The 21,861-nt window shown below is 69.5% G+C and carries 20 protein-coding genes; 14 read left to right on the top strand and 6 right to left on the bottom strand.

What is annotated here, in order from left to right; all coding sequences use genetic code 11:
- From ABZ348_RS32560 to ABZ348_RS32545, 4 genes are all read left to right on the top strand, one after another.
- On the top strand, positions 1-207 hold the full coding sequence (locus ABZ348_RS32560) for a DUF397 domain-containing protein (RefSeq protein WP_358939245.1): 207 nt from the start codon (positions 1-3) through the stop codon (positions 205-207).
- 84 nt (positions 208-291) lie between these two features.
- Entirely contained in the window at positions 292-507 is a 216-nt protein-coding gene (locus ABZ348_RS32555) for a DUF397 domain-containing protein (RefSeq protein WP_358939243.1), read from the top strand.
- 391 nt (positions 508-898) lie between these two features.
- On the top strand, positions 899-3,391 hold the full coding sequence (locus ABZ348_RS32550; protein ID WP_358939241.1) for a phosphatidylinositol-specific phospholipase C domain-containing protein: 2,493 nt from the start codon (positions 899-901) through the stop codon (positions 3,389-3,391).
- Positions 3,392-3,644: 253 nt separating this feature from the next.
- Positions 3,645-5,963: a helix-turn-helix domain-containing protein gene (locus ABZ348_RS32545; protein ID WP_358939239.1), complete on the top strand. Its 2,319-nt coding sequence runs from the start codon at positions 3,645-3,647 to the stop codon at positions 5,961-5,963.
- 238 nt (positions 5,964-6,201) lie between these two features.
- Here the strand turns inward: ABZ348_RS32545 and ABZ348_RS32540 are convergent, their stop codons facing one another.
- Positions 6,202-6,375, bottom strand: coding sequence for a hypothetical protein (locus ABZ348_RS32540; RefSeq protein WP_358939238.1), 174 nt, complete (start codon positions 6,373-6,375; stop codon positions 6,202-6,204).
- Between the two features lie 202 nt (positions 6,376-6,577).
- On the opposite strand from ABZ348_RS32540, the gene ABZ348_RS32535 reads away from it, so the two are divergent.
- The 4 genes from ABZ348_RS32535 (at position 6,578) to ABZ348_RS32520 (ending at position 12,004) form a co-directional block, all read left to right on the top strand.
- Positions 6,578-8,113, top strand: a complete 1,536-nt coding sequence (locus tag ABZ348_RS32535) for an alpha/beta hydrolase (RefSeq protein WP_358939236.1) — start codon at positions 6,578-6,580, stop codon at positions 8,111-8,113.
- Between the two features lie 114 nt (positions 8,114-8,227).
- The gene (locus ABZ348_RS32530; protein WP_358939234.1) at positions 8,228-8,734 is read left to right on the top strand and encodes a hypothetical protein; all 507 of its coding nucleotides are present in this window, start codon (positions 8,228-8,230) and stop codon (positions 8,732-8,734) included.
- Positions 8,735-8,898: 164 nt separating this feature from the next.
- A complete protein-coding gene (locus ABZ348_RS32525; protein WP_358939232.1) occupies positions 8,899-11,001 on the top strand; it encodes a restriction endonuclease in 2,103 nt (700 codons plus the stop codon).
- 217 nt (positions 11,002-11,218) lie between these two features.
- Positions 11,219-12,004: a MerR family transcriptional regulator gene (locus tag ABZ348_RS32520; protein WP_358939230.1), complete on the top strand. Its 786-nt coding sequence runs from the start codon at positions 11,219-11,221 to the stop codon at positions 12,002-12,004.
- Positions 12,005-12,026: 22 nt separating this feature from the next.
- On the opposite strand, the gene ABZ348_RS32515 is transcribed toward ABZ348_RS32520, so the two are convergent.
- A complete protein-coding gene (locus tag ABZ348_RS32515) occupies positions 12,027-12,854 on the bottom strand; it encodes an NAD(P)H-binding protein (RefSeq protein ID WP_358939228.1) in 828 nt (275 codons plus the stop codon).
- Positions 12,855-12,938: 84 nt separating this feature from the next.
- Between ABZ348_RS32515 and ABZ348_RS32510 the strand changes: the two genes are divergently transcribed.
- Positions 12,939-13,352, top strand: a complete 414-nt coding sequence (locus ABZ348_RS32510) for a helix-turn-helix domain-containing protein (RefSeq protein ID WP_358939227.1) — start codon at positions 12,939-12,941, stop codon at positions 13,350-13,352.
- Between the two features lie 114 nt (positions 13,353-13,466).
- On the opposite strand, the gene ABZ348_RS32505 is transcribed toward ABZ348_RS32510, so the two are convergent.
- Positions 13,467-14,237 carry a methyltransferase domain-containing protein gene (locus ABZ348_RS32505; protein ID WP_358939225.1) on the bottom strand — a complete coding sequence of 257 codons (771 nt, stop codon included), beginning with the start codon at positions 14,235-14,237 and terminating at the stop codon, positions 13,467-13,469.
- A 128-nt stretch (positions 14,238-14,365) separates the two neighbouring features.
- On the opposite strand from ABZ348_RS32505, the gene ABZ348_RS32500 reads away from it, so the two are divergent.
- Both ABZ348_RS32500 and ABZ348_RS32495 read left to right on the top strand, forming a co-directional pair.
- A complete protein-coding gene (locus tag ABZ348_RS32500; protein ID WP_358939223.1) occupies positions 14,366-14,758 on the top strand; it encodes a hypothetical protein in 393 nt (130 codons plus the stop codon).
- A gap of 69 nt (positions 14,759-14,827) precedes the next feature.
- Positions 14,828-15,208, top strand: coding sequence for a hypothetical protein (locus tag ABZ348_RS32495; protein WP_358939221.1), 381 nt, complete (start codon positions 14,828-14,830; stop codon positions 15,206-15,208).
- A gap of 57 nt (positions 15,209-15,265) precedes the next feature.
- Here ABZ348_RS32495 and ABZ348_RS32490 read toward each other — a convergent pair whose 3' ends face one another.
- The 3 genes from ABZ348_RS32490 to ABZ348_RS32480 all read right to left on the bottom strand — a co-directional run bounded on the left by ABZ348_RS32490 (position 15,266) and on the right by ABZ348_RS32480 (position 17,065).
- A complete protein-coding gene (locus ABZ348_RS32490; protein ID WP_358939219.1) occupies positions 15,266-15,496 on the bottom strand; it encodes a hypothetical protein in 231 nt (76 codons plus the stop codon).
- Between the two features lie 104 nt (positions 15,497-15,600).
- Positions 15,601-16,380: a phosphatase gene (locus ABZ348_RS32485; protein WP_358939218.1), complete on the bottom strand. Its 780-nt coding sequence runs from the start codon at positions 16,378-16,380 to the stop codon at positions 15,601-15,603.
- A gap of 91 nt (positions 16,381-16,471) precedes the next feature.
- On the bottom strand, positions 16,472-17,065 hold the full coding sequence (locus tag ABZ348_RS32480; RefSeq protein ID WP_358939216.1) for a TetR/AcrR family transcriptional regulator: 594 nt from the start codon (positions 17,063-17,065) through the stop codon (positions 16,472-16,474).
- 188 nt (positions 17,066-17,253) lie between these two features.
- Here ABZ348_RS32480 and ABZ348_RS32475 point away from each other — a divergent pair, with 188 nt between their 5' ends.
- The 3 genes from ABZ348_RS32475 to ABZ348_RS32465 all read left to right on the top strand — a co-directional run bounded on the left by ABZ348_RS32475 (position 17,254) and on the right by ABZ348_RS32465 (position 21,859).
- The gene (locus ABZ348_RS32475; RefSeq protein ID WP_358939280.1) at positions 17,254-18,870 is read left to right on the top strand and encodes a carboxyl transferase domain-containing protein; all 1,617 of its coding nucleotides are present in this window, start codon (positions 17,254-17,256) and stop codon (positions 18,868-18,870) included.
- A gap of 81 nt (positions 18,871-18,951) precedes the next feature.
- Positions 18,952-20,928: an acetyl/propionyl/methylcrotonyl-CoA carboxylase subunit alpha gene (locus tag ABZ348_RS32470; RefSeq protein WP_358939278.1), complete on the top strand. Its 1,977-nt coding sequence runs from the start codon at positions 18,952-18,954 to the stop codon at positions 20,926-20,928.
- The gene (locus tag ABZ348_RS32465) at positions 20,921-21,859 is read left to right on the top strand and encodes a hydroxymethylglutaryl-CoA lyase (protein WP_358939214.1); all 939 of its coding nucleotides are present in this window, start codon (positions 20,921-20,923) and stop codon (positions 21,857-21,859) included. Before ABZ348_RS32470 ends, ABZ348_RS32465 begins: the two co-directional genes overlap by 8 nt.
- The last annotated feature ends 2 nt before the right edge of the window (positions 21,860-21,861 follow it).

The raw sequence follows: 21,861 nt of genomic DNA, 5'->3' as shown, positions 1-21,861 counted from the left end.
ATGAATTCACCTACCCGAGCTACCGATCTGGCGTCCGAATGCGCATGGTTCAAGTCCTCCTACAGCGGCGGAACCGGCAACAGCTGTGTGGAAGTTGCAAGCCTGGCTGACCAGGTCGGCATCCGCGACTCCAAGGATCGAAACGGCTTCACAATCGTCGTCCCTGCCACCTCGTGGAGCGCCTTCGTGGCATTCCTAGTCCACTAGCAGGCGCACTTGCGACATATTGTGCTTGCGCGAAAGTCTTCTGGACTCCTGGAACAACTGGAGATACACGAACTAGCGCAGGAGATGTTCCCCGTGTCCAATGAGATGAGGGCGCCAGAGTCGGCGCCCAAACACACTTGGAAGAAGTCCTCCCATAGCGACAGCCAGGGCGGAGCCTGTGTTGAGATCGCCAGCCTGACGAATCAGGTCGGCATCCGCGATTCAAAGAACAAGCAGGGGCCAGCGCTCCTCGTCCCTACCACCACGTGGAACACCTTCGTAGCCTTCATCGCCCGCTAGCAACGACCACACCCTGAAACCGCACAACCCGATGCGGAGTGCTCTCCCGGACCACCAGGGCGGAGCACTCCGCATCGGCGCGTCCAGAGACCATACGTACGACGTCGTCGGGCGTGTTTCGTCGATGCCGGTAGCTCGACTGACCAGCGACTCCAAGGGTCAACCTCCCCCAGAGACGACCATGCCTCCGCCGCCCCCGGCACAACTACCGCCCCGCTAATTCTGCCGGTGGAAGTTCCTGGTCGAGCGAAAGGGGGCTGCTGTTGGATCGGGGCTGGTCCGGTCCGGGATGGAAGGAAGACCTATGAGACAACAGCGAAGAACGTCTGGGCATATGAGGGCCGCGTCACGGTGGCTCCGGCAAAGAGGCGTAGCGGTTCTGGTGTTCACCATGGCCATCGGTGTGACGACGGAAGGACTCTTCCCCACTGAGGCTGAGGCAGCGAGGCGGACGCCGTACTACCAGAGCCTGAAGGATGCCCACCATCCCGACTGGATGTCGAGGATCAACGACGACGTCTCGCTCGGTCGGCTCTCGGTTCCCGGAACGCATGACACGCTCGCCATTCGAGGCGGTGATATCGCGGAGACGCAGGAGGACTTCGGCGTCAGCGGTCAAACGCTGAGAGCTCAGCTCGATGCCGGTATCCGTTCCATCGACATCCGTGTCCGTGTCATCGGCGACCGATTCACGATCCACCACGGCACCTTCTACCAAGAAGCGAACTTCTCCGATGTGCTTCTGGAACTGAAGACCTTCCTCACGGCACGGCCCACCGAGACCGTCCTGTTGAACCTCAAGGCCGAGTGCACGGGTTCATGGCCGTCCTGCACGGACGAGCCCGATACCACGACGGGGGAGGACAGACGCCGGATCTTCGAGTGGTACCGGGACAACGACCCCAATCGTGATGTCCTTTACCAGCCGTCCGTCTCCGGGGCGGGCACGATCGCCATGCCCAGTCTGGGCCAGGTGCGGGGCAAGGCGGTCCTGACCCAGTTCCGAGGGCCGGGCGGCGGCCCGTTCGGCAATTTGGGGCTGACCCAGCTCTATTCCGATACGGACCGAGCTCACTACATCCAGGACGAGGACTACGTATCGAGCCTCGATGACATCTCGAACAAGTGGGAAAAGGCAAAGAGGCACTTCGAGAGGATCAACGCCGATCCCGACCAGAACTCCCTCTACCTCAACTACCTCAGCGGCGCCAGCGTGCTGGCCTACCCGTACTCCGTCGCCGGCGGTCAGCTCGGCTTCCGAGGGGTCAACGAATTCGCCCTGAACTACCTCCAGGCCGGCAGCGCGAACCGTACCGGGGTGGTGATCATGGACTACCCGGGCGGCGCGCTGATCGATTCGATCCTCGCCGCCAATGCGACCCTTCCGCCTCCCCGCGCCAAAGTGGTGCGCATGGCGGTCATGCCGCTCGGTGACTCGATCACCCTGGGAGTGGGCAGCAATGCACGGACCGGCTACCGGCCGGCCCTGGCGGCTGCACTCGGCAAGGAAGCCACCACCCTGGAGTTCGTAGGTTCGCAGGTCGACGCCGACGGGGTGACCCGCCATGAGGGGCACTCGGGCTGGCGCATCGACCAGCTCCAGGCCGAGATCGAGACCTGGTTGGCCGCTGCCAAGCCGAACATCGTCACGCTGCACATCGGCACCAACGACATGAACCGCGACTACCAGGTCGCCAGCGCACCGCAGCGACTGGGCACGCTGATCGACCAGATCCACACCGCGTCGCCCGACACCGCCGTTGTGGTCGCGTCCCTGGTCCCGGCCACGGACCCGGCCGTCCAGGCCCGCGTCAACACGTACAACGCGGCGATTCCCGGCATCGTCTCCTCCCGGGCCGCCCTGGGCTACAAGATCGCCCAGGTCAGCATGGGCGGGTTGACCACCGCCGATCTGAACGACAACCTGCACCCCAACAACGCCGGCTACACGAAGATGGCCAACGCGTTCCTCGGTGGCGTCCGCGAAATCGCCGACAAGGGCTGGATCAAGGAAACGGTCGTGGTCAAGCCCGCGCCGCCGAAGCGGGCCACCAGCGTCGGCGACTACAACGTCGACATCAACGGCGATGGGCTGGCCGACTACCTGGCCGTCGACGACAACGGTGCCACCCGGGCCTGGCTCAACAACGGTTCGGGAGGATGGACCGCTCAGGGTTACATCGCATCCGGTTCGTCGGCATGGACCGGCAGCCAGGTGCGCTTCGCCGACATCGGCGGGGACAGCCGTGCCGACTACCTCGTCGTGGAGCCCGGCGGTGCCGTGCGCGCGTTCGTCAATCTCGGTGGTGACGGCCGTGGTGGTTGGTCCGACAAGGGCACCATCGCGACCGGATCCTCGGCCTGGACGGGCAGCCAGGTACGGTTCGCCAACGTCGGTGGCGACGCCTACGCCGACTACCTCGTCGTGGGCGACAACGGCGCCACGCGGGCGTTCCTGAACACCACCAACGCCACCACGGGCGTCATCAAGTGGACCGACCGGGGCACCATCGCCTCCGGCTCGACCGCATGGACGGGCAGCCAGGTACGGTTCGCCGACATCGGCGGCGACGCCAACGCCGACTACCTCGTCGTGGAGGACAACGGCGCCACGCGTGCCTTCGTCAACACCGGCGGCGACGGTCACGGAGGCTGGTCCGACAAGGGCGTCATCGCCACGGGTTCGGCCAACTGGCTGGGCAGCCAGGTTCGTTTTGCCAACGTCAGCGGCGACGCCCGCCCCGAGTTCCTGATCATCGACGACAACGGGGCCATCCGCTCCTTCCTCAACACCACCGACCCCACCACCGGCGCCATCAGGTGGACCGACCAGGGCACGATCGCCACGGGCGTCGGCGTACCCGGTCACCGCGTCCGCATCTGACCTCTTACAACTCCCTTCAGGGGAAGGCAGGTTGATTGTGCTGCTGATCACCAACATGTGACGGCGAGCAGTCGGGACAGACGCTCGGCCGGGGGCCTCCCCGGTCGAGCGTTTCGCGTGGGTGAGTGCGCTCACGGCGGCGGAGAGGCGCCGCGCACCAGGCATTTTCCTCCGCTAGAAGTTGCGTCTTGCATACTTCTGCCGGAGGAGTTCGGCGTTCCAGCCGAACCATGCTGACCAGAGGAATCCAGGCATGGGCACCGGCACGTCGAACACCGGCGACTTCGGCGCGCGTCTGCACGCACTGCGGGTCAACGCCGGAATCAGCCAGGAGGAGTTGGCGCACGCCGCGGGAGTGAGCGTGCGGGCCCTGTCCAACCTGGAACGCGGCCGGTCCCGGGGGCCCCAGCGGCGTACCGTCCAAGCTCTTGCCACCGCGTTGGGCCTGGACGTCACCACCGCCCTCGCCCTGGAACAGGCCGCCAGCCTCGGGCGCCCCCGACAGAGCGGGAAGCCGACCGCCGCACCGACCAGCGGTCCCGTCCTGGGGCACACCCTGACCCTCCCCCGCGACCTCCGCGACTTCACCGCCCGCGGCCCCGCCCTGGCCCGGCTCCTCGCACTGGCTGAAGACCCCGACCCCGCCCACCCGGCGGTCGCGGTGATCTGCGGACAGCCGGGGCTGGGCAAGACCGCGTTCGCCGTACACGCCGCGCACACCCTCGCGCCCTACTTCCCGGACGGACAGCTACACCTCGACCTGCGCGGCATGGCGGCTGAGCCGGCCCGCCCACAGGAGGTCCTGGCCCGAATGCTGGCCGCCCTGGGGGTGGCCGAGCAGATGGTGCCCGCCGGCCTCGAAGACCGGGCGGGCCTGTTCCGCTCCCTCGCCGCACCCCGGCGGCTGCTGTTGGTGCTCGACAACGCCGCCGACGAGGGCCAGTTACGCCCGCTGCTCCCCGGGGCCGGCACCAGTCTCGCCATCGTCACCAGCCGCAGCAGCCTCACCGCCCTGGAGGCCGTGCACCGGGTCGACCTCGCCCTGCTGCGCCGCGAGGAAGCGGTGGAACTGCTCAGCCGTATCGTCGGCGCCGAGCGCGTCACGCGCGAGGCCCAGGCCGCCCGCGACCTGGCCGATCTGTGCGGACGACTGCCGCTGGCCCTGCGGATCGCCGGCCAGCGCCTCGCCGCCCGGCCGCACGAGAGCCTCCGCAAACTGGCCGCACAACTCGACCGGGAAGAACGACGACTGGACACCCTCCAAGCGGGGGACCTGAGGGTTCGGGCCGCTTTCGCGCTCTCGTACCAACAGCTCGACGCCCCGTCCAGGCTCCTCCTGCGGCGCTGTGCGCTCGCTGCGGGACCGGACGTCAGCCCCGAGACCGCCGCGCTCCTCGCGGGAATTCCGCTCCGTGACGCCGGGCTCCGGCTGGAGGAACTCTGCGACCGCGGACTGCTCCAGGCAGACGCCACGGCCGAGCGCTACCGGCTCCACGACCTCCTCAAGCTCTTCGCGGCCGAGCAGTTGGCCGCCGAGGACGACTCGGCGACCCAGGGCGCCGCCCTGGACCGCACCGCCGACTGGATGTTGGCCCGGGCGACCACGGCCGCGCTCCACTTCGACGCCGAGCGGCACAGCGCACCGGCCGGTGACCCCGACGCCGCCACCGCCCCGACCGGCCGCGACCGGGCCCGCGCTTGGCTGGAGGCCGAACGGGACCAGTGGCTCGCCGCCCTGGACCACGCCCACACCGCCGGTCGACACCGGCAGGTCCTCGATGCCGCCGAAGCAATGCACTGGTTCTCCGACCTGACCCAGCACTGGCAACAGTGGACCGTTGTGTTCCAACGCGGCACCGCTGCCGCCCGGGCCCTGGACGACCCTCGCGAGGAGGCGACCCAACTCAACTACCTCGCCTGGGCGCACAGCAGGTGCGCCCATGACCCCCACGCCGCACTCGAAGCCGCGGACACCGCACTCGCCGTCGCCCGTGCCTGCCGGGACCAGCTCCAGACGGGCTGGGCCCTCGGGTACGGCGCCGGCGCGCTGCGCCGTCTGGGGCGGACGGACGAGGCCATCGCCCGGCTCCGCGCTTCAGCCGCCTGCCACCGCAACAATCCCTCCACCCCGGGCAGACTCGCCGAACTGACCACGCTCAACGCCCTCGGTGAGACCCTGCGCGCGCACGGCCGCGCCGACCAGGCCCTCGAACACCACCTCCACAGCCTGGCGATCTGCAACGAGGGATTCGCCTGCCGGGCGCCGCACCTCCTCGCCCTCTACCGGGCCGTCACCCTGCAACACCTCGGCAACGACTACGCGGCGCTCGGCAGGTGGCAGGAGGCCGAAGGGCCGCTGCGCAGCGCACGGGACACCTTCGACGAGACGGATATGCCGGGGTGGTCGGGGCCCGCCCAGTTGGAACTCGGACGCGTTCTGCGTCACCTCGACCGTGCCGAGGAGGCCCGTACCTCCCTGGCCGCCGCCCTGCACACGCTCACCGAACACCACCACCCGCTCCAGAGCGAAGCCGCCGCCGAACTCCGCGCCCTCGACGCCCCCCACGGCTGACGCCCGTACCGACGTATGGCCCCTGTTGTGCACCGGTGACCCGCTCCCGGCAACCGACACGCTTCCTCGCGAACACGCTTCTTCGTGAACACGCCTCATCGGCGAAGGCGGCGCACCCAACAGGACCGCCCGTTCAGTCGGTCCCGGAGATCCTTCGTCGCCACCAGACCTGGGAGAGCCCCATCAACAGCAGGCCGCAGAGCATCATCGGAATCTGAACCTCGAAGGGGAGGAACGGTTACAGTCCGATGGCCGACCCCAGCAGTAGGGCGCCGGCACCCCACATGCCCGGGCGGTGCACGCTTCGGCGCAGCCAGGGGAAGGCGATGCGTCCGGTGGCCATGGCCCATATGCCGGCCGCCACACACGTCAACGACAGGACGATTCTGATCACGAGAAAGACCGTCGCCATGTGCCCCTCCCCCGGTGTGTTCTCCACTCGACACCGGTGATGGTGTCAGGCACGCGGTGGCGCCACAATGCCGGAGCCCGGCAGTGTGCGGGCCATCTTCGCGACGGCATCGAAGCGGTCCGCGACGGCGAAACATTCCGGACGGCGACACGTTCCCGCGGCTCGGGCGTGGTCCGGTGCGCCACCAGTAGCGTTCGGGATCATGGAGAGAACCGCCGCTCTCGGTGCGATCGCCCTGTCGTTCGCCGCCTTCGCCCTGGCCGCCGGGACGCCCGTCACCGCCTCTACGGTCGCCGAAAGCCCCGGCCTGGACCGGTTTCGGCATCAGTCCGTTGACTGGGGAGCGTGCAAGGACGCCTCGCTCGCCGCGAGCGGCACGCGGTGCGCACGGATCACCGTCCCCCTCGACTACGCCAGACCGGACGGGCGCACCATCGAGATCGCGGTCTCCCGGATCACTTCGCACGATCCGACGAAGCGCCGCGGCATCCTCCAGACCAACCCGGGCGGCCCCGGCGTCCGGGGCCTCGACATGCCGAGGGACCTGCGGAGGGTGATGAGCCCCGGGGCGGCGGCTGCGTACGACATCGTCGGCATGGACACCCGAGGGATCGGCGAGAGCACGCCCGTGGAGTGCGGGCTGGACCGGAGCAGCTGGCTCCTGTACGCGCCGGGGGCGGACCGGGCCGGGTTCGACGAGAGCGTACGGCTGTCCCGCGAGGACGCCCGCAGGTGCTGGGACGAGCAAGCCGATCTGCTGCCGTATCTGTCGACCCGCAATATCGCCCGGGACGTGGACATCGTCCGCAGTGCCCTGGGCGAGCAGAAGACCTCGTGGTTCGGGCATTCGTACGGGGCGACCCTGGGCTCCACCTACGCCCAGATGTTCCCGCACAGGATCGATCGGCTGGTCCTGGACAGTGCGCCCGCCCCCGCCGAGAACGCCTTGCGCACGCTGCGGCGCACGGGCCCCGCCAATGAGCGGGCCCTCGACGACTTCGCGCGCTGGGCGGCACCACGCGACGGCGCGTACGGGCTCGGTGCCACACCCGCCGCGGTCCGTGCCGGTGTGGAGACGCTGATCGAGCGGGCTCGGAGCGCCCCGATCCGCATCGGCGGGCATCGGCTCAGCGACCATGAGTTGCCGCTCCTGCTCTACGTGTCCATCACCGATGACACCGCTGATCCGGCGTTCGCCGAACTACTGCGGCTCCTGTCGGACGCGGCCGACGGCCAGCCGGTGGCCGTACCGCCGTGGCTCCAGGGCATCCTGGACCTGCTCTTCGCGTCCAGCGGATCGGACCGAGCGGCCGACTACGCCGCCCAGTTGGGCATCTTCTGCGCCGACGCGGCCATGCCCCGTGATCCGGAGCACTACTGGCAGGCGGTCCAGCGAACCCGGGCGGCACAGCCGGTCTTCGGACCCATGACCCATGCGCCGCTCCCCTGCGCGTTCTGGCAGGAGGGGCCGCGCGAGCCCCTGACCCAGATCGACAACGAGGTCCCGGCCCTCCAGGTGCAGGCGACCGGCGACAGCCGAACCACCTATGAGTCGGGGCTCCAGATGCATCGGGCGATGCGTGCCTCCCGACTGGTGACCGTGCCCGTCAGAGCCCACACGATCTACGTCCACTATCCCAACGACTGCGTCAACGAGACCGTGAACGCCTACCTGCTCCACGGGACCCTGCCCGCCCGGGACATCGTCTGCGCGGTCGAGGGAGTGCCTGCGAAGTAGCGCCGTCCGCCCGGAGGGCGGGTCGCAGGACCGAACCGGCGTCACCGTACGGTGATCCCCGCAGGCAGGATGGTGTCGTGGCGGTGTCGCCACACGATTGTTGGGGGACCTCGCATGGCCGATCACTATCCGTACCGAATCATCACCAAGAGTGGTGACCTCTTCGTCGTCTGGCAGCCCGGAAGCGACGACGACCCCGATGAGTTCGTCGTCGACGAGCACGGCCGGCTGCTGGTGTTCGACGACGTCCAGGCCGTGGAGGAGCAGGGGGAGCGCAACCGCTGGACGCTCGTCTCGGAGGCGGACGACTCCCTCGATCTGTGCCTCGTCCGGGAGTGGGTGGAACAACCGCGCCTCCGCTCGGCATCGGCTGGGCTGCTGCTGGACGCGTGGAACTTCTTCGACGACCTCTCCCACTCCCTGGAGGGCCGCTCCTCGCTCCCCGCGCAGGGGCCGGTGCACGACAGCGCGTACGAGAAGATCTACGCAGGCGATCCGCTCGCCCCGGACGACAGTGACGAGGCCTGGACGGAAGAGGAGACCGCGGCGGTGAACGAACTCCTGCGCGCCGGGCTGACGTTGTGGGAGCGGGCGGTCTCCGTGTCCGGCACCCACGGGTAGCAGCCGGATCGATCACCGTGACCCTGGTTCTGGCGGTGCTGGGTGCGCAACATCCCTACCGCCAAGGTCGGCGAAAACAGCGCTATTGCCCCTCAGGTTCGAGAGACTGACGTTTTCCTATGTCTTGGGGGGCTGAGTGGCCCTGTGGGGAGGCGAGGGGCGAGATGAGTCGTCGCTCTAGCGGGTTGATCGGAGCATGGGCGGAAGCGCAGAGGCGGCAGCAGCGGGAAGCGGAGGCCCACTATCGCGCCACGATCCGGGCGCAGCGCGAGCAAGAGCGCCAACAGCGTCTCCATCAGAGGGACATGGCCCGGATGCACCGTGAACAACAGGCCGCGTACAAGCAGCGGCGGGAGGCGGATGCGAGGGATCGGACGGCCGAGTTGGAAACGCGGGTCGCGGAGCTGACCGGTCTGCTGGCCACCGGATGCCGAGGGGAGGCGTTCCGTACCGGAATGCTGACCCGACAGGAGGAGATCGAGCCGTTCTCGCCGGGGCAACTGGTGCACCCCGTCCCCATGCCGGATCCCCACAACTACCGCGCGCAGGGCGGCTGGACGGCGTCTCGGCGAGCTGCGGCCGAGCAGGAGGCCCAGGCCCGCTACCGGAACGATCTGGGGCGGGCCCAGGCAGCAGAGGCACAGCGGGTGCGGCAGTTGGCGGAGTACCGGAGCCAGTACGACGCCTGGGCGCGGGCCCGCCGCACGGAGATCCAGCAGCACAACAACGGCATCGTCGGGATGGTGAACGCGCTGCGCGCGGGGGACCCGGAGACGGTGGTGGAGTACTTCTCCGCCGCTCTGTATGCGTCGACGACCTGGCCCGAGGGGCTGCCACGGCAGGTGGTGGCCGCCTTCGACCGGGCGGCCCGGCAGTTGGTGCTGAACTGGGAGCTGCCCGGATTCGATGTCGTTCCCGAGGCCAAGTCGGTGCGTTACGTGGCTTCTTCGGACCAGGAGAAGGAGAGCCCCCGGCCGGTGGGGCAGCGCAGGGCGCTCTACCGGGACGTGCTCGCCCAGTGCGTACTGCTCGCCCTGCGGGACCTCTTCGCGGCGGACGAGTTCGGGGTGTTGGATTCGGTGGCGCTCAACGGTTTCGTCGACGATGTGGACCCGGCGACCGGGCAGCGCAAGGACATCGTGCTGAGCACGGTGTCGGTGTCCCGCGCTGACTTCGGCGGGCTGAACCTGGGGCAGGTGGGCGCGATCGAGTGTCTGGAGGGGATGCGGGGTCAACTCTCCGCCAAGCCCGACCAGCGGATCGCGGTCCGGCCGGGGCGGGTGCCGGAGGACGTCGGCGGCGGGGTCGTCTCGCACGGCGGCGACGATGTCCCGGACCTGTTGGAGATGGACCCGGTGGGCTTCGAAGGGCTGGTCGCCGAACTGTTCCGGGCGCGGGGGATGCAGGCGGTCACCACCCAGCGGTCCAATGACGGCGGTGTCGACGTGGAGGCGTACGACCCCGACCCGATCAGCGGCGGCCGGATCATCGTGCAGGTCAAGCGGTACCGCAACACCGTGCCGCCCAGTGCCGTACGGGACCTCTATGGGACGGTGCAGGGGTCGGGCGCCAACAAGGGCGTGCTGGTGACGACGTCCGGGTTCGGGCCGGGCTCGTACACCTTCGCCAACGGCAAGCCGTTGACGTTGGTCACCGGGGAGGAGTTGGTGGATCTCCTCGGCCGGCACGGGCTGCGCGGACGGCTCGGTACGGGGACGACGGTGCCGGCCCAACGAACACCGCCGCCGGCCTCGGCTTCGGCTTCGGCTTCGGCTTCGGAGGACGCCAATCTGCTGGGGATGACCTGGGCGGGTGCGGTGTCATTGGACGTGTGCGCCCTGGTCTGCCGCGGGAGCCGGGTGTTGAGCGACGACCACTTCGTGTTCTTCAACAATCTGCGCACTCCGGACGGTTCCGTACGGTCCGTGCCGGCGACGGCGGCCGGCGACAAGGCTGCCCTGCGCGTGGCGTTCGACGATCTGCCCGCGCAGGCCGACCGGCTGGTGATCGCGGCGGCCGTGGACCCCGAGGTGAACCCCGCAGCCGATCTCTCCGGCTTCACCCGGGCGGGAATCGTACTGCGGGACCTGGCGGGTGATGAACTGGACCGACTGACGGTGTCGGACGGACGTCCGGGGGAAACCGCGCTGGTCCTCGGCTCGTTCCGCCGTCGTGCGGGCGGCAACTGGGAGTTCGTGGTGGGCGGCAAGGGCTATCCGGGCGGCCTGGAGGCACTCGTACAGGACCACGGCATCGACGTCGCCTAGGAACTCCACCCACGGGGGCGGGGTGCTCGTGCGCGCCCGGAGCGGCACGGGCGCCCCCCTTCAGTTCATCGGCGTCGACCCGCCGCACACAGTGAGCGCGCCTTGTCCCGATCTCGCTACCATCAACCCCACTATTGAAACCGTTTGGAGACTTTTACTCTCTCCAGCACTCTTTTCAGCTGCATCGATGGAATGAAACCTTCAAAGAGGGAAACCGATGGGCAAGCAGGGGCTACGGCCGGTGGACCTGGCGCGCGAGCACGGGTTGTCCACCCAGGCGGTCAGGAACTACGAGGACGAAGGCATCCTGCCCGCCGCCCGGCGCACCGTGCACGGCTATCGCCTCTACACCCGACTGCACGCCCAGGCGCTGCGCACCTTCATGGCGCTCGTCCCCGGCCACGGTCACCAGCAGGCCGCTCAGATCCTGCGGGAACTCAACGCCGGGGACCTCGATGCGGCCCTCACCCTGGTCGACGACACCCACGGCCAACTCCGCCAGGACCGGGCGACGCTCGCCGCGGTCGAAGTCGCCCTGGTCGATCTGACGTCGACCGATCCCCGGCGATCTCCCGAAGGCACCGATCCCGAGCGCACTCCCGAAGGCTCGGACAGCTTCATCGGCCCGCTCGCCCGGCAGTTGAGCGTACGGCCGGCGACCCTGCGCGCCTGGGAGCGGGCCGGACTGGTCCGGCCGGGCCGGGACCGGACCACCGGCTACCGCACGTATGCGGCGGCCGATGTGCGCGATGCCCATCTCGTTCGGCAACTGCGCCGCGGGGGTTATCCGCTGGAACAGATCGCGCCCCTGCTGGAGCAGGTGCGCAACGCCGGTGGAGTGGCCGCCCTGGAAGTCGCCCTCCGCGGCTGGCACGAGCGCCTCACCCGCCGCCGGCTGGCCTTGCTCACCTCCGCGACCGAGCTCGCCACCTACGTCGAACTGGCCGAGCTCTCCCCCGGTGCGACCTCGGAGCAGCCCCCCAGCGGGGAACCGGCCGTCTGAGGGGCTGTCGGACCGGCCCCGGTCATCCCGCCCGATGCTGGGCGAGCGCCGCCGAGAGCGGGCAGCTCGGGGCGCGACCGAGCAGCGCGCGCAGATCGCCGCCGGTGGCCGCGAGCATTCCGGCGGCGATGGCCGAGTAGGTGCCCACGAGCATCGGCACCTGGAACGGTTCGGCCGAGGAGGCGGCGAGGCCCGCCCGAGCCTCGGCGAGCGTCATCGGCTCATAGCTGATGTGCGGGCCGTGGGCCGCGGCCAGTTCGGCGCCGCTGACCACCCGTTCGCCGACGAGTTCATGGACGCGCCCGATGTGCTCCGACGCGTTCACGACCACTTCGGCCGCCGCTTCGGCGAGATCGGCGCGGGCGACTGCGGCCAGCGCGCCCGTACCCAGCGGAGCCGTGATCCGTCCGTCCGCTGACGGCGCCGCGAGCCCGCCGAGCAGTTCGGCGTACAGACCGTTGCGCAGGAGCGTCCACTCCAGGCCGCTCTCCAGCAACCTCCGCTCGGTCCATCGGTGCGGCAGGGCGTAGGGAAGGTGGTCACCCGCCGCGGTCAGGCTCGTATAGACCACATGCCCCACGCCCGCCTTCCGGGCTGCGTCGATCGCGGCGCCGTGTCGGGCGATGACGGTGTCGTCCTCGCCGGTTCCGGCGGAGATCATCAGCAGTACGTCCACCCCGTCGAAGCCCCGGGCCAGGGTGTCCGGTTCGTCGAAGTCGATGTGGCGAACCGGTAGGCCGGTCGTCGTCCGGTCGGGGTCGCGGGTGCCGAGGATGGTGTCGCTGCGGTCGGCCAACCGCGCCGCGACCAGGGAGCCCAGGGCGCCGGTAGCACCGGTAACCAAGATCATCGCTTCTCCGATGGCTAGAGGTTCTCTTCAGTAACCTGGAACATCGTGCGGTGGATGTTCACCCGGACATAAGGAGGCACTTCGATGTCAGTGGGGCACACGGAGGTAACCGGGGAACCGGTCGTCAGCTGCGGTGCGGAACACGAGGACTGCGGAATCCGTGAGGTACTCGACCGGATCGGCGACAAGTGGTCGGTCCTCGCCGTGGTGGAACTGGCCCAGGGCGTACGCCGTTTCCGGCAGCTCCAACGGGCCGTCCCCGGTATCTCCCAGCGGATGCTGACGCTCACCCTGCGGCGGCTGGAACGCGATGGGTTGGTGGCTCGAACGGTGTATCCGACAGTGCCCGCACAGGTCGAGTACGCGCTCACTGAGACCGGTCACAGCCTCACTCATCTGGTGAAGGCCCTCGCCGACTGGTCGGCGGCACACCGCGATTCGATCGCCCGCTCACGCGAGGAGTGGGACGCGCGCCACCCCGAATCCACCATCCGCTAGACCGGTCTCGTACGCGGTCGCATCCGCTCGCGGGACGGAACTCGGGGGCGCCCACGGCCGCTCCGATCGACTCCCGGAAGCCGAGCCCCTCCTCTGGGAACCTAGGCTTGGAACCTAGGCCGTCTTACGGAAGACGAGCACCTCCGTGGACGCGATGCCCATGGGTGCCAGGAAGCTGGCCTCCAGGCTGCATCCGAGGGTCTCGAAGAGGTCCACGCACGTCCGGCGGGGCATGGCCGCCGGGTACGAGCCGTGCCCCGTGCCGCCCTCCGTCGCCCAGGTGCGTACAGCGGCCGGGTCCAAACAGGTCTCGGTCATGACGTCGAACACGATCCGGCCACCGGGGCGCGTGACGCGCGCCATTTCGAAGAAGTAGCGGGAGGCGCAGAGGAAGGTCACGGTGTTGAAGACCTTGTGGGCCTGGACGAGGTCGACGCTGTCGTCGGCGGTCGGCGCAAGACTGGATCCCGCGGTCGGCCGGGCGACCACGCCGAACGTGTCCACGAGGTAGTTGGCCCAGGGCTCTGCCGTCTCGTAGATCTCGTAGCGGTCCGGTGAGCACTCCTTCAGCGTCTTCTCCAGATACCGCCCGGACCCGGGGCCGATCTCCAGCAAGGTGCTCGGGGCGTCAGCGAAGACGCCGAGGTCACGCAGTTCGTCGATGGTGGACTGGGTCGCGCCGGGTGTCCCGTTCATGACCGCGTCGATGTGGTCGCCCACCGACATCCCGGCCGCCCGGGCCGCCCGCATCGTCGCCTCGAACGGGATGAAGTCGTCGACGCCCCCCAGGTTGTTGGTGCTGCGCACGATGTCGAACCCAACACGCCCCAAGAGCCGCTTGACCCCGGACTTCACGAGTGACGCGCTCCTGCTTGCTGCCCTCATGGGACATGCCCCCCAGGTAGTCTCCACGCTCGGTTTCAGCATAGGAGTGCGAACGCGGAAGCGCAGTCGGACGGCGCATTCACCCCATGACTATCGGCCACCGTCGACGGGCCTTCTAGGATCGACGGGTGCATCGGATATGGGTGGGAGCGACGATCAACGCCGTGGCCGTGGCCGTCCTCGGCTGGGGCGCGGCCGGCGCGGTGGAGTTGGGCTGTGAGCCCTCACAACCCAACGAGTGCGGCGTACCGGAAGGGGGCCACGGCTATTTCGCGGCCGTCATGATCTCCGGTCTCGTCCTGTGCGGCGGCTTCCTGTGGAAGGCGTACACCCGGGACTGGCGGAACGTGCTCGGGCTGACGATCGGCGCACCCTTCGGCATCGTCGCGGCCCTCGCCAACGGCACGTCGAAGGGGTCCGTCATCCTCTCCCTGGGGCTGTTCGTCGCCGGTACGTTCTTTCCCTGGGTGGCCTGGCGCCGCCACGTCGGTCTGCGCCGACGTGCGGAGCAGAACGTCTGACACCCCCGGCTTGCGATCACCCCTGGCTTGCGATCACTCCCGACCCGGCGAACTGAGCGGACGAACGACATGGCCTTGGAACCCCAACACCTCGTGGCTCGCCTCTTCGAGGAGGTCGCGGCGGAGCACTTCGACTTCACCGTCACCGCGAGCGACAGCGAGGACGAGTCACGATGGCTGCAACTGCGGGGCAATTCGATCAACCTGCCCTATCCGCACACGGACCCGCCCGATGAGGTGTTGCCCGCTTTCGAGGTGTTCGGGAACATGTCGTGGTCCGTGGAGAGCTGGGCGGCCGAGAAGTACGTGACCATCGACTGGGGGCCGTCGGAGAGCGGACCTGACGCGGTGGACGACGGGTCCCTGCTCACGGGCGTGGTCACCCGACTGGCGGAGCGCTACCTCGGGCTGCCGGTCGCTTCCGAGCGCTGGACGGTCACGGAGGAGTGACCGCTACCGGGCGCCGGGGCCTGGCAGGGCACGGGCGTCATCGGGAGAGCACAGGCGTCATCGGGGCCGCTTCGCCAGACCCGCCCGGTAGCGTTCCAGGACTCCGATCAGCAGACCGGCCGCGGCCGTCAGACCGAACAGGGCGGACTCGTCGGCGGGGGCGAGATCGTCGTTCGTGAGACGGAAGGCCACCAGGCCCACGACCAGCGCGAACAGCCCGAACTGCACCCGCCGCAGGGCCCGTGCCCGCCGTGCGCGGTCATCGGACCCGCTCTGGTTCCGCTGCACCACGACTCCCTCCGCAGTTCCGTACCGTGACCACCGTGACCGTACGGGAGGGCGGTCCGGGCAACCGGCACCCTCCCGGGGTCATGTCGCGCTCGACGGGCGCCCTACAGCAGCCCCGCGGCATCCAGCAGATAGTCCGCCATCGGGTCGTAGTACCGCGGGTCCATCACATGGTCGTCGAGCGGGATCGTCACCTGGAGGGTGCCCTCCGCCTCTCCAATGAAGAGGGCCGGGTCATTGCAGTCGGCGTATCCCACGGCGTCCAGTCCGCGCTGACCTGCGCAACCGGCCCAGCCGTGGTCCGCCACGACCAGATCGGGCTGGGGTCTGCCCTCGTGCTCCAACGCGTCCAGGATGGCGGCCATCGGCGCGGGCGAGTGGGTGTGCCAGAGCGTCGCCCCGCTCTCGAACATGGCCACGTCGGCGAACTGGAACACCATGCCCTCGTCCGCCCGTACTCCCCCGGGAATGCGGACGATCTCGCAGCCCGCGGCGCGCAGGGCGTCCGCGGTCTGTCGGTGGACGTCGAGCAGGCCCCCGGGATGGCCGGTCGCGAACAGCACCCGCTCCCGGCCGGCCGCTGCCTTGCGCAGTCGCGCGGCGAAGCGGTCGAGGGCGGCGACGGTGAGCTCCGGATCGATGGTGTCCTGCCCGCTGCGGTGCTGCGGGTCGTCGTTGACCCCGCACCGCTCGGCCATCACCGCCAGGACGTCCTGTTCGTCGGTCCAACGGTCTCCCAGTTCCAGTCCGAGCCAGTAGTGGCGATCGCCGTTGGCGAGCAAGCGGTAGTGGGAGAGGTTGTTGTCGCGCGGAGTCGCGACGTTCCCTGCGATACGGGTGCGGACGAGGTGTTCGACGAGGGCGGCACGGCTCGGTATCGGCATGGACCCATTGTGCCGTCAGACCCCGGATGACACGCCCCCACAGGGCTTGGGGCATGGATCACCACGGCGGAAGGACGTCCGGTGTGGGCACTCAGGGCGTGAGGGCGGCGAAGGCGCCGTGCGCCAGGCGGCGCAGCAGCGATTCGGTGGCGGCGCGCCCGGGGAGCCCGTCGCCGTAGGACCCCAGGTGCGGGGTGGAGTTCAGCAGGCCGAACACGGCGTGGACAGCAGCCCTGGCCTCGGCCTCCTCGATCCCCGGGTGCAGTTCCCGTACGGCCGCCACCCAGAGTTCCACGTACTGCCGCTGGAGCTGGCGCACCAGCTTGCGGTCACGCTCCCGCAGCCGGTCGAGCTCCCGGTCGTGGAGCGTGATCAGGGGGCGGTCGTCGAGGGCGAAGTCGATGTGGCCGTCGATGAGCGATGCGAGGAGCGCCTCCGCGTCGGTGGCGGACTCCTCGACCCGAAGGCGGCCACCGCTGAGGAGTCGCTCGCTGATGCCCACGAGGAGTTCGGCGAGCATGGCGTCCTTGCCGGCGAAGTGGCGGTAGAGACCGGGGCCGCTGATGCCGACGGCCGCCCCTATCTCGTCGACGCCGACGCCGTGGAAGCCGCGCTCCGCGAAGAGGCGGGCAGCTTCCTTGAGGATCTGCTCACGGCGGGTCGTGGCATCCGTCCTGGTGCTCATGCATCAGATTCTAGACAACGCTGTTAGCGATCGTTAACCTAACAGGTGACGTTAACGCTCATTAACTGCATTTCCATGGAACAGGCCAGTACAGACCCACCAAATTCACAATGATCCTTTCGATTGTGGTCGAACGACGGCGTACGGAGGCGTACGGGCCCGTCGTCCGGGCAAGGGGGCTCGACACGATGCAGCAGGCACCCGTGCTTACCAGCACGGCAGACCCCTCCTCAGCGGCCTGGCAGGCCAACGATGAGGCGCACCGACAGCTGGTGGACACACTGCGCGACAAGCTGGCCGCCGCCCGGCTCGGCGGCGGGGAGAAGGCCCGCGCCCGGCACACCGCCCGCGGCAAACTGCTCCCGCGCGACCGCGTCGACACCCTGCTCGACCCCGGCTCCCCCTTCCTTGAGCTGGCCCCGCTCGCCGCCCACGGAATGTACGGCGACCAGGCCCCTGCCGCCGGAGTGATCGCCGGGATCGGGCGGGTCAGCGGGCGCGAAACGCTGGTCGTCGCCAACGACGCCACCGTCAAGGGCGGCACCTACTACCCCATGACGGTGAAGAAGCACCTCCGCGCCCAGGAGATCGCCCTGGAGAACCGGCTGCCGTGCGTCTACCTCGTGGACTCCGGAGGTGCCTTCCTGCCCCTCCAGGACGAGGTCTTCCCCGACCGCGACCACTTCGGCCGGATCTTCTACAACCAGGCCAGGCTGTCCGGCGCCGGCATCCCCCAGATCGCGGCCGTCCTCGGTTCCTGCACGGCGGGCGGCGCGTACGTGCCCGCGATGAGCGACGAGGCCGTGATCGTACGGAACCAGGGCACGATCTTCCTGGGCGGTCCGCCCCTGGTGAAGGCCGCGACCGGGGAGGTCGTGACCGCGGAGGAACTCGGCGGCGGCGAAGTCCACTCCCGGATCTCCGGAGTCACCGACCACCTCGCCGAGGACGACGCCCACGCCCTGCGGATCGTCCGCAACATCGTCGCCACCCTGCCCGCCCGTGGTCCCCTGCCCTGGACGGTCACGGCGATCGACGAACCCAAGGCCGACCCCGCCGGACTGTACGGCGCGGTTCCGGTGGACTCCCGTACGCCCTACGACGTGCGCGAGGTCATCGCACGGATCGTCGACGGCTCACGGTTCGCCGAGTTCAAGGCCGAGTTCGGGCAGACGCTGGTCACCGGATTCGCCCGGATCCACGGTCACCCCGTCGGTGTCGTCGCCAACAACGGCATCCTGTTCGCCGAGTCGGCGCAGAAGGGCGCCCACTTCATCGAACTGTGCGACCAGCGCGGCATCCCCCTGCTCTTCCTCCAGAACATCTCCGGGTTCATGGTCGGCCGGGACTACGAGGCGGGCGGCATCGCCAAGCACGGCGCCAAGATGGTCACCGCCGTCGCCTGCGCGCGCGTGCCGAAGCTGACCGTCGTCATCGGCGGCTCCTACGGCGCCGGCAACTACTCGATGTGCGGCCGCGCCTACTCCCCCCGCTTCCTGTGGATGTGGCCCAACGCCAAGATCTCCGTCATGGGCGGCGAGCAGGCCGCGTCCGTCCTCGCCACCGTCAAACGGGACCAGTTGGAAGCGCGCGGTGAGTCCTGGGCCACCGAGGACGAGGAAGCCTTCAAGACCCCGATCCGCGCCCAGTACGAACAGCAGGGCAGCGCCTACTACGCCACCGCCCGACTCTGGGACGACGGCGTGATCGACCCCATGGAGACCCGTCAGGTGCTGGGCCTCGCCCTGACCTCCTGTGCCAATGCGCCGCTGGGTGAGCCCGGCTTCGGCGTCTTCCGGATGTGAGGACACACCGTGACGATGCAGCACCCGCACGATCCGGCCCGCCCGGCCCGACCGGCCCGCACCGAGGCGACGGCACCGGCCCTGTTCGACACGGTCCTGGTGGCCAACCGGGGTGAGATCGCGGTCCGGGTGATCCGGACCCTCAGAGAGCTGGGAATCCGCTCGGTCGCCGTCTTCTCCGACGCCGACGCGGACGCACGCCACGTCCGCGAGGCCGACACCGCCGTCCACATCGGACCGGCGCCCGCCGCTGAGAGCTATCTGTCCGTACCCCGACTGTTGGAAGCCGCCGCACGGACGGGCGCACAGGCCGTCCACCCCGGCTACGGCTTCCTCGCCGAGAACGCCGCCTTCGCCCGCGCCTGCACCGATGCGGGACTGGTCTTCATCGGCCCGCCGCCCGAGGCCATCGCGCTGATGGGCGACAAGATCCGCGCCAAGGAGACCGTCCGCGCCGCTGGCGTACCGGTCGTGCCCGGCTCCTCGGGCTCGGGGCTGACCGACGACCAACTCGCCGCCGCGGCACGCGGGATCGGGATGCCCGTACTCCTCAAACCGTCCGCTGGGGGCGGCGGCAAGGGGATGCGGCTGACCCGGCACGAGTCGCAGCTACTGGACGAGATCGCGGCGGCCCGCCGTGAGGCCAGCTCCTCATTCGGCGATGACACCCTGCTGGTGGAGCGGTGGATCGACCGGCCCCGGCACATCGAGATCCAGGTGCTCGCCGATGCCCACGGCCATGTGGTGCACCTCGGCGAGCGGGAGTGCTCCCTCCAGCGCCGCCACCAGAAGGTCATCGAGGAGGCCCCTTCGGTCCTGCTCGACGACGAGACGCGGGCGGCGATGGGTGCGGCGGCCGTGGAAGCGGCCCGCTCCTGCGGCTACGTGGGCGCGGGCACGGTCGAGTTCATCGTCCCCGGTGGCGACCGCGGCGCCTACTACTTCATGGAGATGAACACCCGCCTCCAGGTGGAACACCCGGTCACCGAACTGATCACGGGCATCGACCTGGTGGAGTGGCAGGTGCGCGTCGCCGCCGGAGCACCGCTGCCGTACGCACAGGAGGACATCACCCTCACCGGGCACGCCGTCGAAGCCCGGATCTGTGCCGAGGACCCCTCCCGGGGCTTCCTCCCCTCCGGCGGTACGGTCCTCGCCCTGCACGAACCCCGGGGCCACGGCATCCGTACCGACTCCGGGCTGAGCGAGGGCGCCGAGGTCTCCAGCCTCTACGACCCCATGCTGTCCAAGGTCATCGCCTACGGCCCCGACCGGCCGACCGCCCTGCGCAAACTGCGCGCGGCGCTCGCCGACACCGTCACGCTGGGCGTCCCCACCAACGCCGGTTTCCTCCGTCGGCTCCTGGCACACCCCGATGTCGTCTCGGGCGAGATGGACACCGGGCTGGTGGAGCGCGATGCGGCCGAACTCGTCCCGGCCGAAGTCCCCGACGAGGTGTACGCGGCTGCTGCTGCCCTGCGTAGGGCGCGGCTCTCCCCCACCAACGGCCAGGGCTGGAGCGACCCGTTCTCGGTGCCCAACGGCTGGCGGCTCGGCGGCACCCCGGCTCCCCTGGCCTTCCCGCTGCGCATCGCCGGGCTCGACCCCGTCGTCCAGGAGGCGCCCATGGACTCCACCGTCCACGGGAACACCGTCACGATCACCGCCGACGGCATCGTCCACACCTTCCACCACGCGGGCGACTGGCTCGGGCGCGACGGCGACTCCTGGCGCGTACAGGACTTCGACCCGGTGGCGGCCTCTCTCAGCGGTGGTGCGCACGGCGGCGCGGACACCCTGGCCGCCCCGATGCCCGGCACCGTCACCGTGGTCAAGGTCGCCGTGGGTGACCGGGTCGAGGCCGGCCAGAGCCTGCTGGTCGTCGAGGCGATGAAGATGGAACACGTCCTGTCCGCACCCCACGCGGGCACGGTCACCGAACTGGACGTCACCCCCGGATCCACCGTGGCCATGGATCAGGTCCTGGCCGTGGTCGCCCCGGACGAAGACTCCCCCGCAGCCGAGCAGTCCCCTACCGGGGAGGCCGACCATGGCTGACGGACTGCCCATGCAGATCCCGGCGGGCGGGCTGCCCGCCCGGGTGAGCATCCATGAAGTCGGGCCGCGCGACGGTCTCCAGAACGAGAAGACCGTCGTACCGACCGAGGTGAAGGCCGAGTTCATCCATCGGCTCGCAGCCGCCGGGCTCACCACCATCGAAGCGACGAGCTTCGTCCACCCCCGCTGGGTGCCGCAACTGGCCGACGCCGAGGACCTGCTGCCCCTGCTCGACGACCTCGCGGACATCGCGCTCCCCGTCCTCGTCCCCAACGAGCGCGGACTCGACCGCGCCCTGGCCCTCGGTGCGCGCCGCATCGCCGTCTTCGGCTCGGCGACCGAGACCTTCGCCCGGAAGAACCTGAACCGCGGCGTCGCCGAGTCGCTCGCCATGTTCGCCCCGGTCGTCGCCAGGGCCCGAGAGCAGGACGTACGGGTCCGGGGCTACCTCTCGATGTGCTTCGGCGATCCGTGGGAGGGCCCGGTCCCCGTCGCCCAGGTGGTGACCGTGGCACGGCAGTTGATCGCACTGGGCTGTGACGAACTCTCCCTGGGCGACACGATCGGCGTGGCCACCCCCGGCCATGTGGGGGCGCTGCTCACCGCGCTCGTGGCCGAAGGGGTGCCGGTCTCGGTGATCGGCGTGCACTTCCACGACACCTACGGCCAGGCGCTCTCCAACACCCTCGCCGCGCTCCAGCACGGCGTGACCACCGTCGACGCCTCCGCGGGCGGTCTCGGCGGCTGCCCCTACGCCAAGAGCGCCACCGGCAACCTCGCCACCGAAGACCTCGTCTGGATGCTGCACGGCCTCGGCATCGAAACCGGCGTCGACCTCGACCGTCTCACCGCCACCAGCGTGTGGATGGCCGACCGGCTGGGCCGCCCCAGCCCCTCCCGTACCGTTCGCGCCCTCTCCCACAAGGAGTGACC

It is taken from the genome of Streptomyces sp. NPDC005963 (genome assembly GCF_040638655.1).
In the GTDB taxonomy this organism is placed as follows: domain Bacteria; phylum Actinomycetota; class Actinomycetes; order Streptomycetales; family Streptomycetaceae; genus Streptomyces.
Note: the sequence above shows the minus strand (reverse complement) of the source record. Positions and strands in the feature narration are given on the sequence as shown.

Excerpts from the sequence above, each read along its gene's own strand:
- ABZ348_RS32560 (WP_358939245.1), top strand. The coding sequence starts at position 1 with ATGAATTCACCTACCCGAGCTACCGATCTGGCGTCCGAATGCGCATGG.
- ABZ348_RS32555 (WP_358939243.1), top strand. The coding sequence starts at position 292 with ATGTTCCCCGTGTCCAATGAGATGAGGGCGCCAGAGTCGGCGCCCAAA.
- ABZ348_RS32550 (WP_358939241.1), top strand. The coding sequence starts at position 899 with ATGGCCATCGGTGTGACGACGGAAGGACTCTTCCCCACTGAGGCTGAG.
- ABZ348_RS32545 (WP_358939239.1), top strand. The coding sequence starts at position 3,645 with ATGGGCACCGGCACGTCGAACACCGGCGACTTCGGCGCGCGTCTGCAC.
- ABZ348_RS32540 (WP_358939238.1), bottom strand. The coding sequence starts at position 6,375 with ATGGCGACGGTCTTTCTCGTGATCAGAATCGTCCTGTCGTTGACGTGT.
- ABZ348_RS32535 (WP_358939236.1), top strand. The coding sequence starts at position 6,578 with ATGGAGAGAACCGCCGCTCTCGGTGCGATCGCCCTGTCGTTCGCCGCC.
- ABZ348_RS32530 (WP_358939234.1), top strand. The coding sequence starts at position 8,228 with ATGGCCGATCACTATCCGTACCGAATCATCACCAAGAGTGGTGACCTC.
- ABZ348_RS32525 (WP_358939232.1), top strand. The coding sequence starts at position 8,899 with ATGAGTCGTCGCTCTAGCGGGTTGATCGGAGCATGGGCGGAAGCGCAG.
- ABZ348_RS32520 (WP_358939230.1), top strand. The coding sequence starts at position 11,219 with ATGGGCAAGCAGGGGCTACGGCCGGTGGACCTGGCGCGCGAGCACGGG.
- ABZ348_RS32515 (WP_358939228.1), bottom strand. The coding sequence starts at position 12,854 with ATGATCTTGGTTACCGGTGCTACCGGCGCCCTGGGCTCCCTGGTCGCG.
- ABZ348_RS32510 (WP_358939227.1), top strand. The coding sequence starts at position 12,939 with ATGTCAGTGGGGCACACGGAGGTAACCGGGGAACCGGTCGTCAGCTGC.
- ABZ348_RS32505 (WP_358939225.1), bottom strand. The coding sequence starts at position 14,237 with ATGAGGGCAGCAAGCAGGAGCGCGTCACTCGTGAAGTCCGGGGTCAAG.
- ABZ348_RS32495 (WP_358939221.1), top strand. The coding sequence starts at position 14,828 with ATGGCCTTGGAACCCCAACACCTCGTGGCTCGCCTCTTCGAGGAGGTC.
- ABZ348_RS32485 (WP_358939218.1), bottom strand. The coding sequence starts at position 16,380 with ATGCCGATACCGAGCCGTGCCGCCCTCGTCGAACACCTCGTCCGCACC.
- ABZ348_RS32480 (WP_358939216.1), bottom strand. The coding sequence starts at position 17,065 with ATGAGCACCAGGACGGATGCCACGACCCGCCGTGAGCAGATCCTCAAG.
- ABZ348_RS32475 (WP_358939280.1), top strand. The coding sequence starts at position 17,254 with ATGCAGCAGGCACCCGTGCTTACCAGCACGGCAGACCCCTCCTCAGCG.
- ABZ348_RS32465 (WP_358939214.1), top strand. The coding sequence starts at position 20,921 with ATGGCTGACGGACTGCCCATGCAGATCCCGGCGGGCGGGCTGCCCGCC.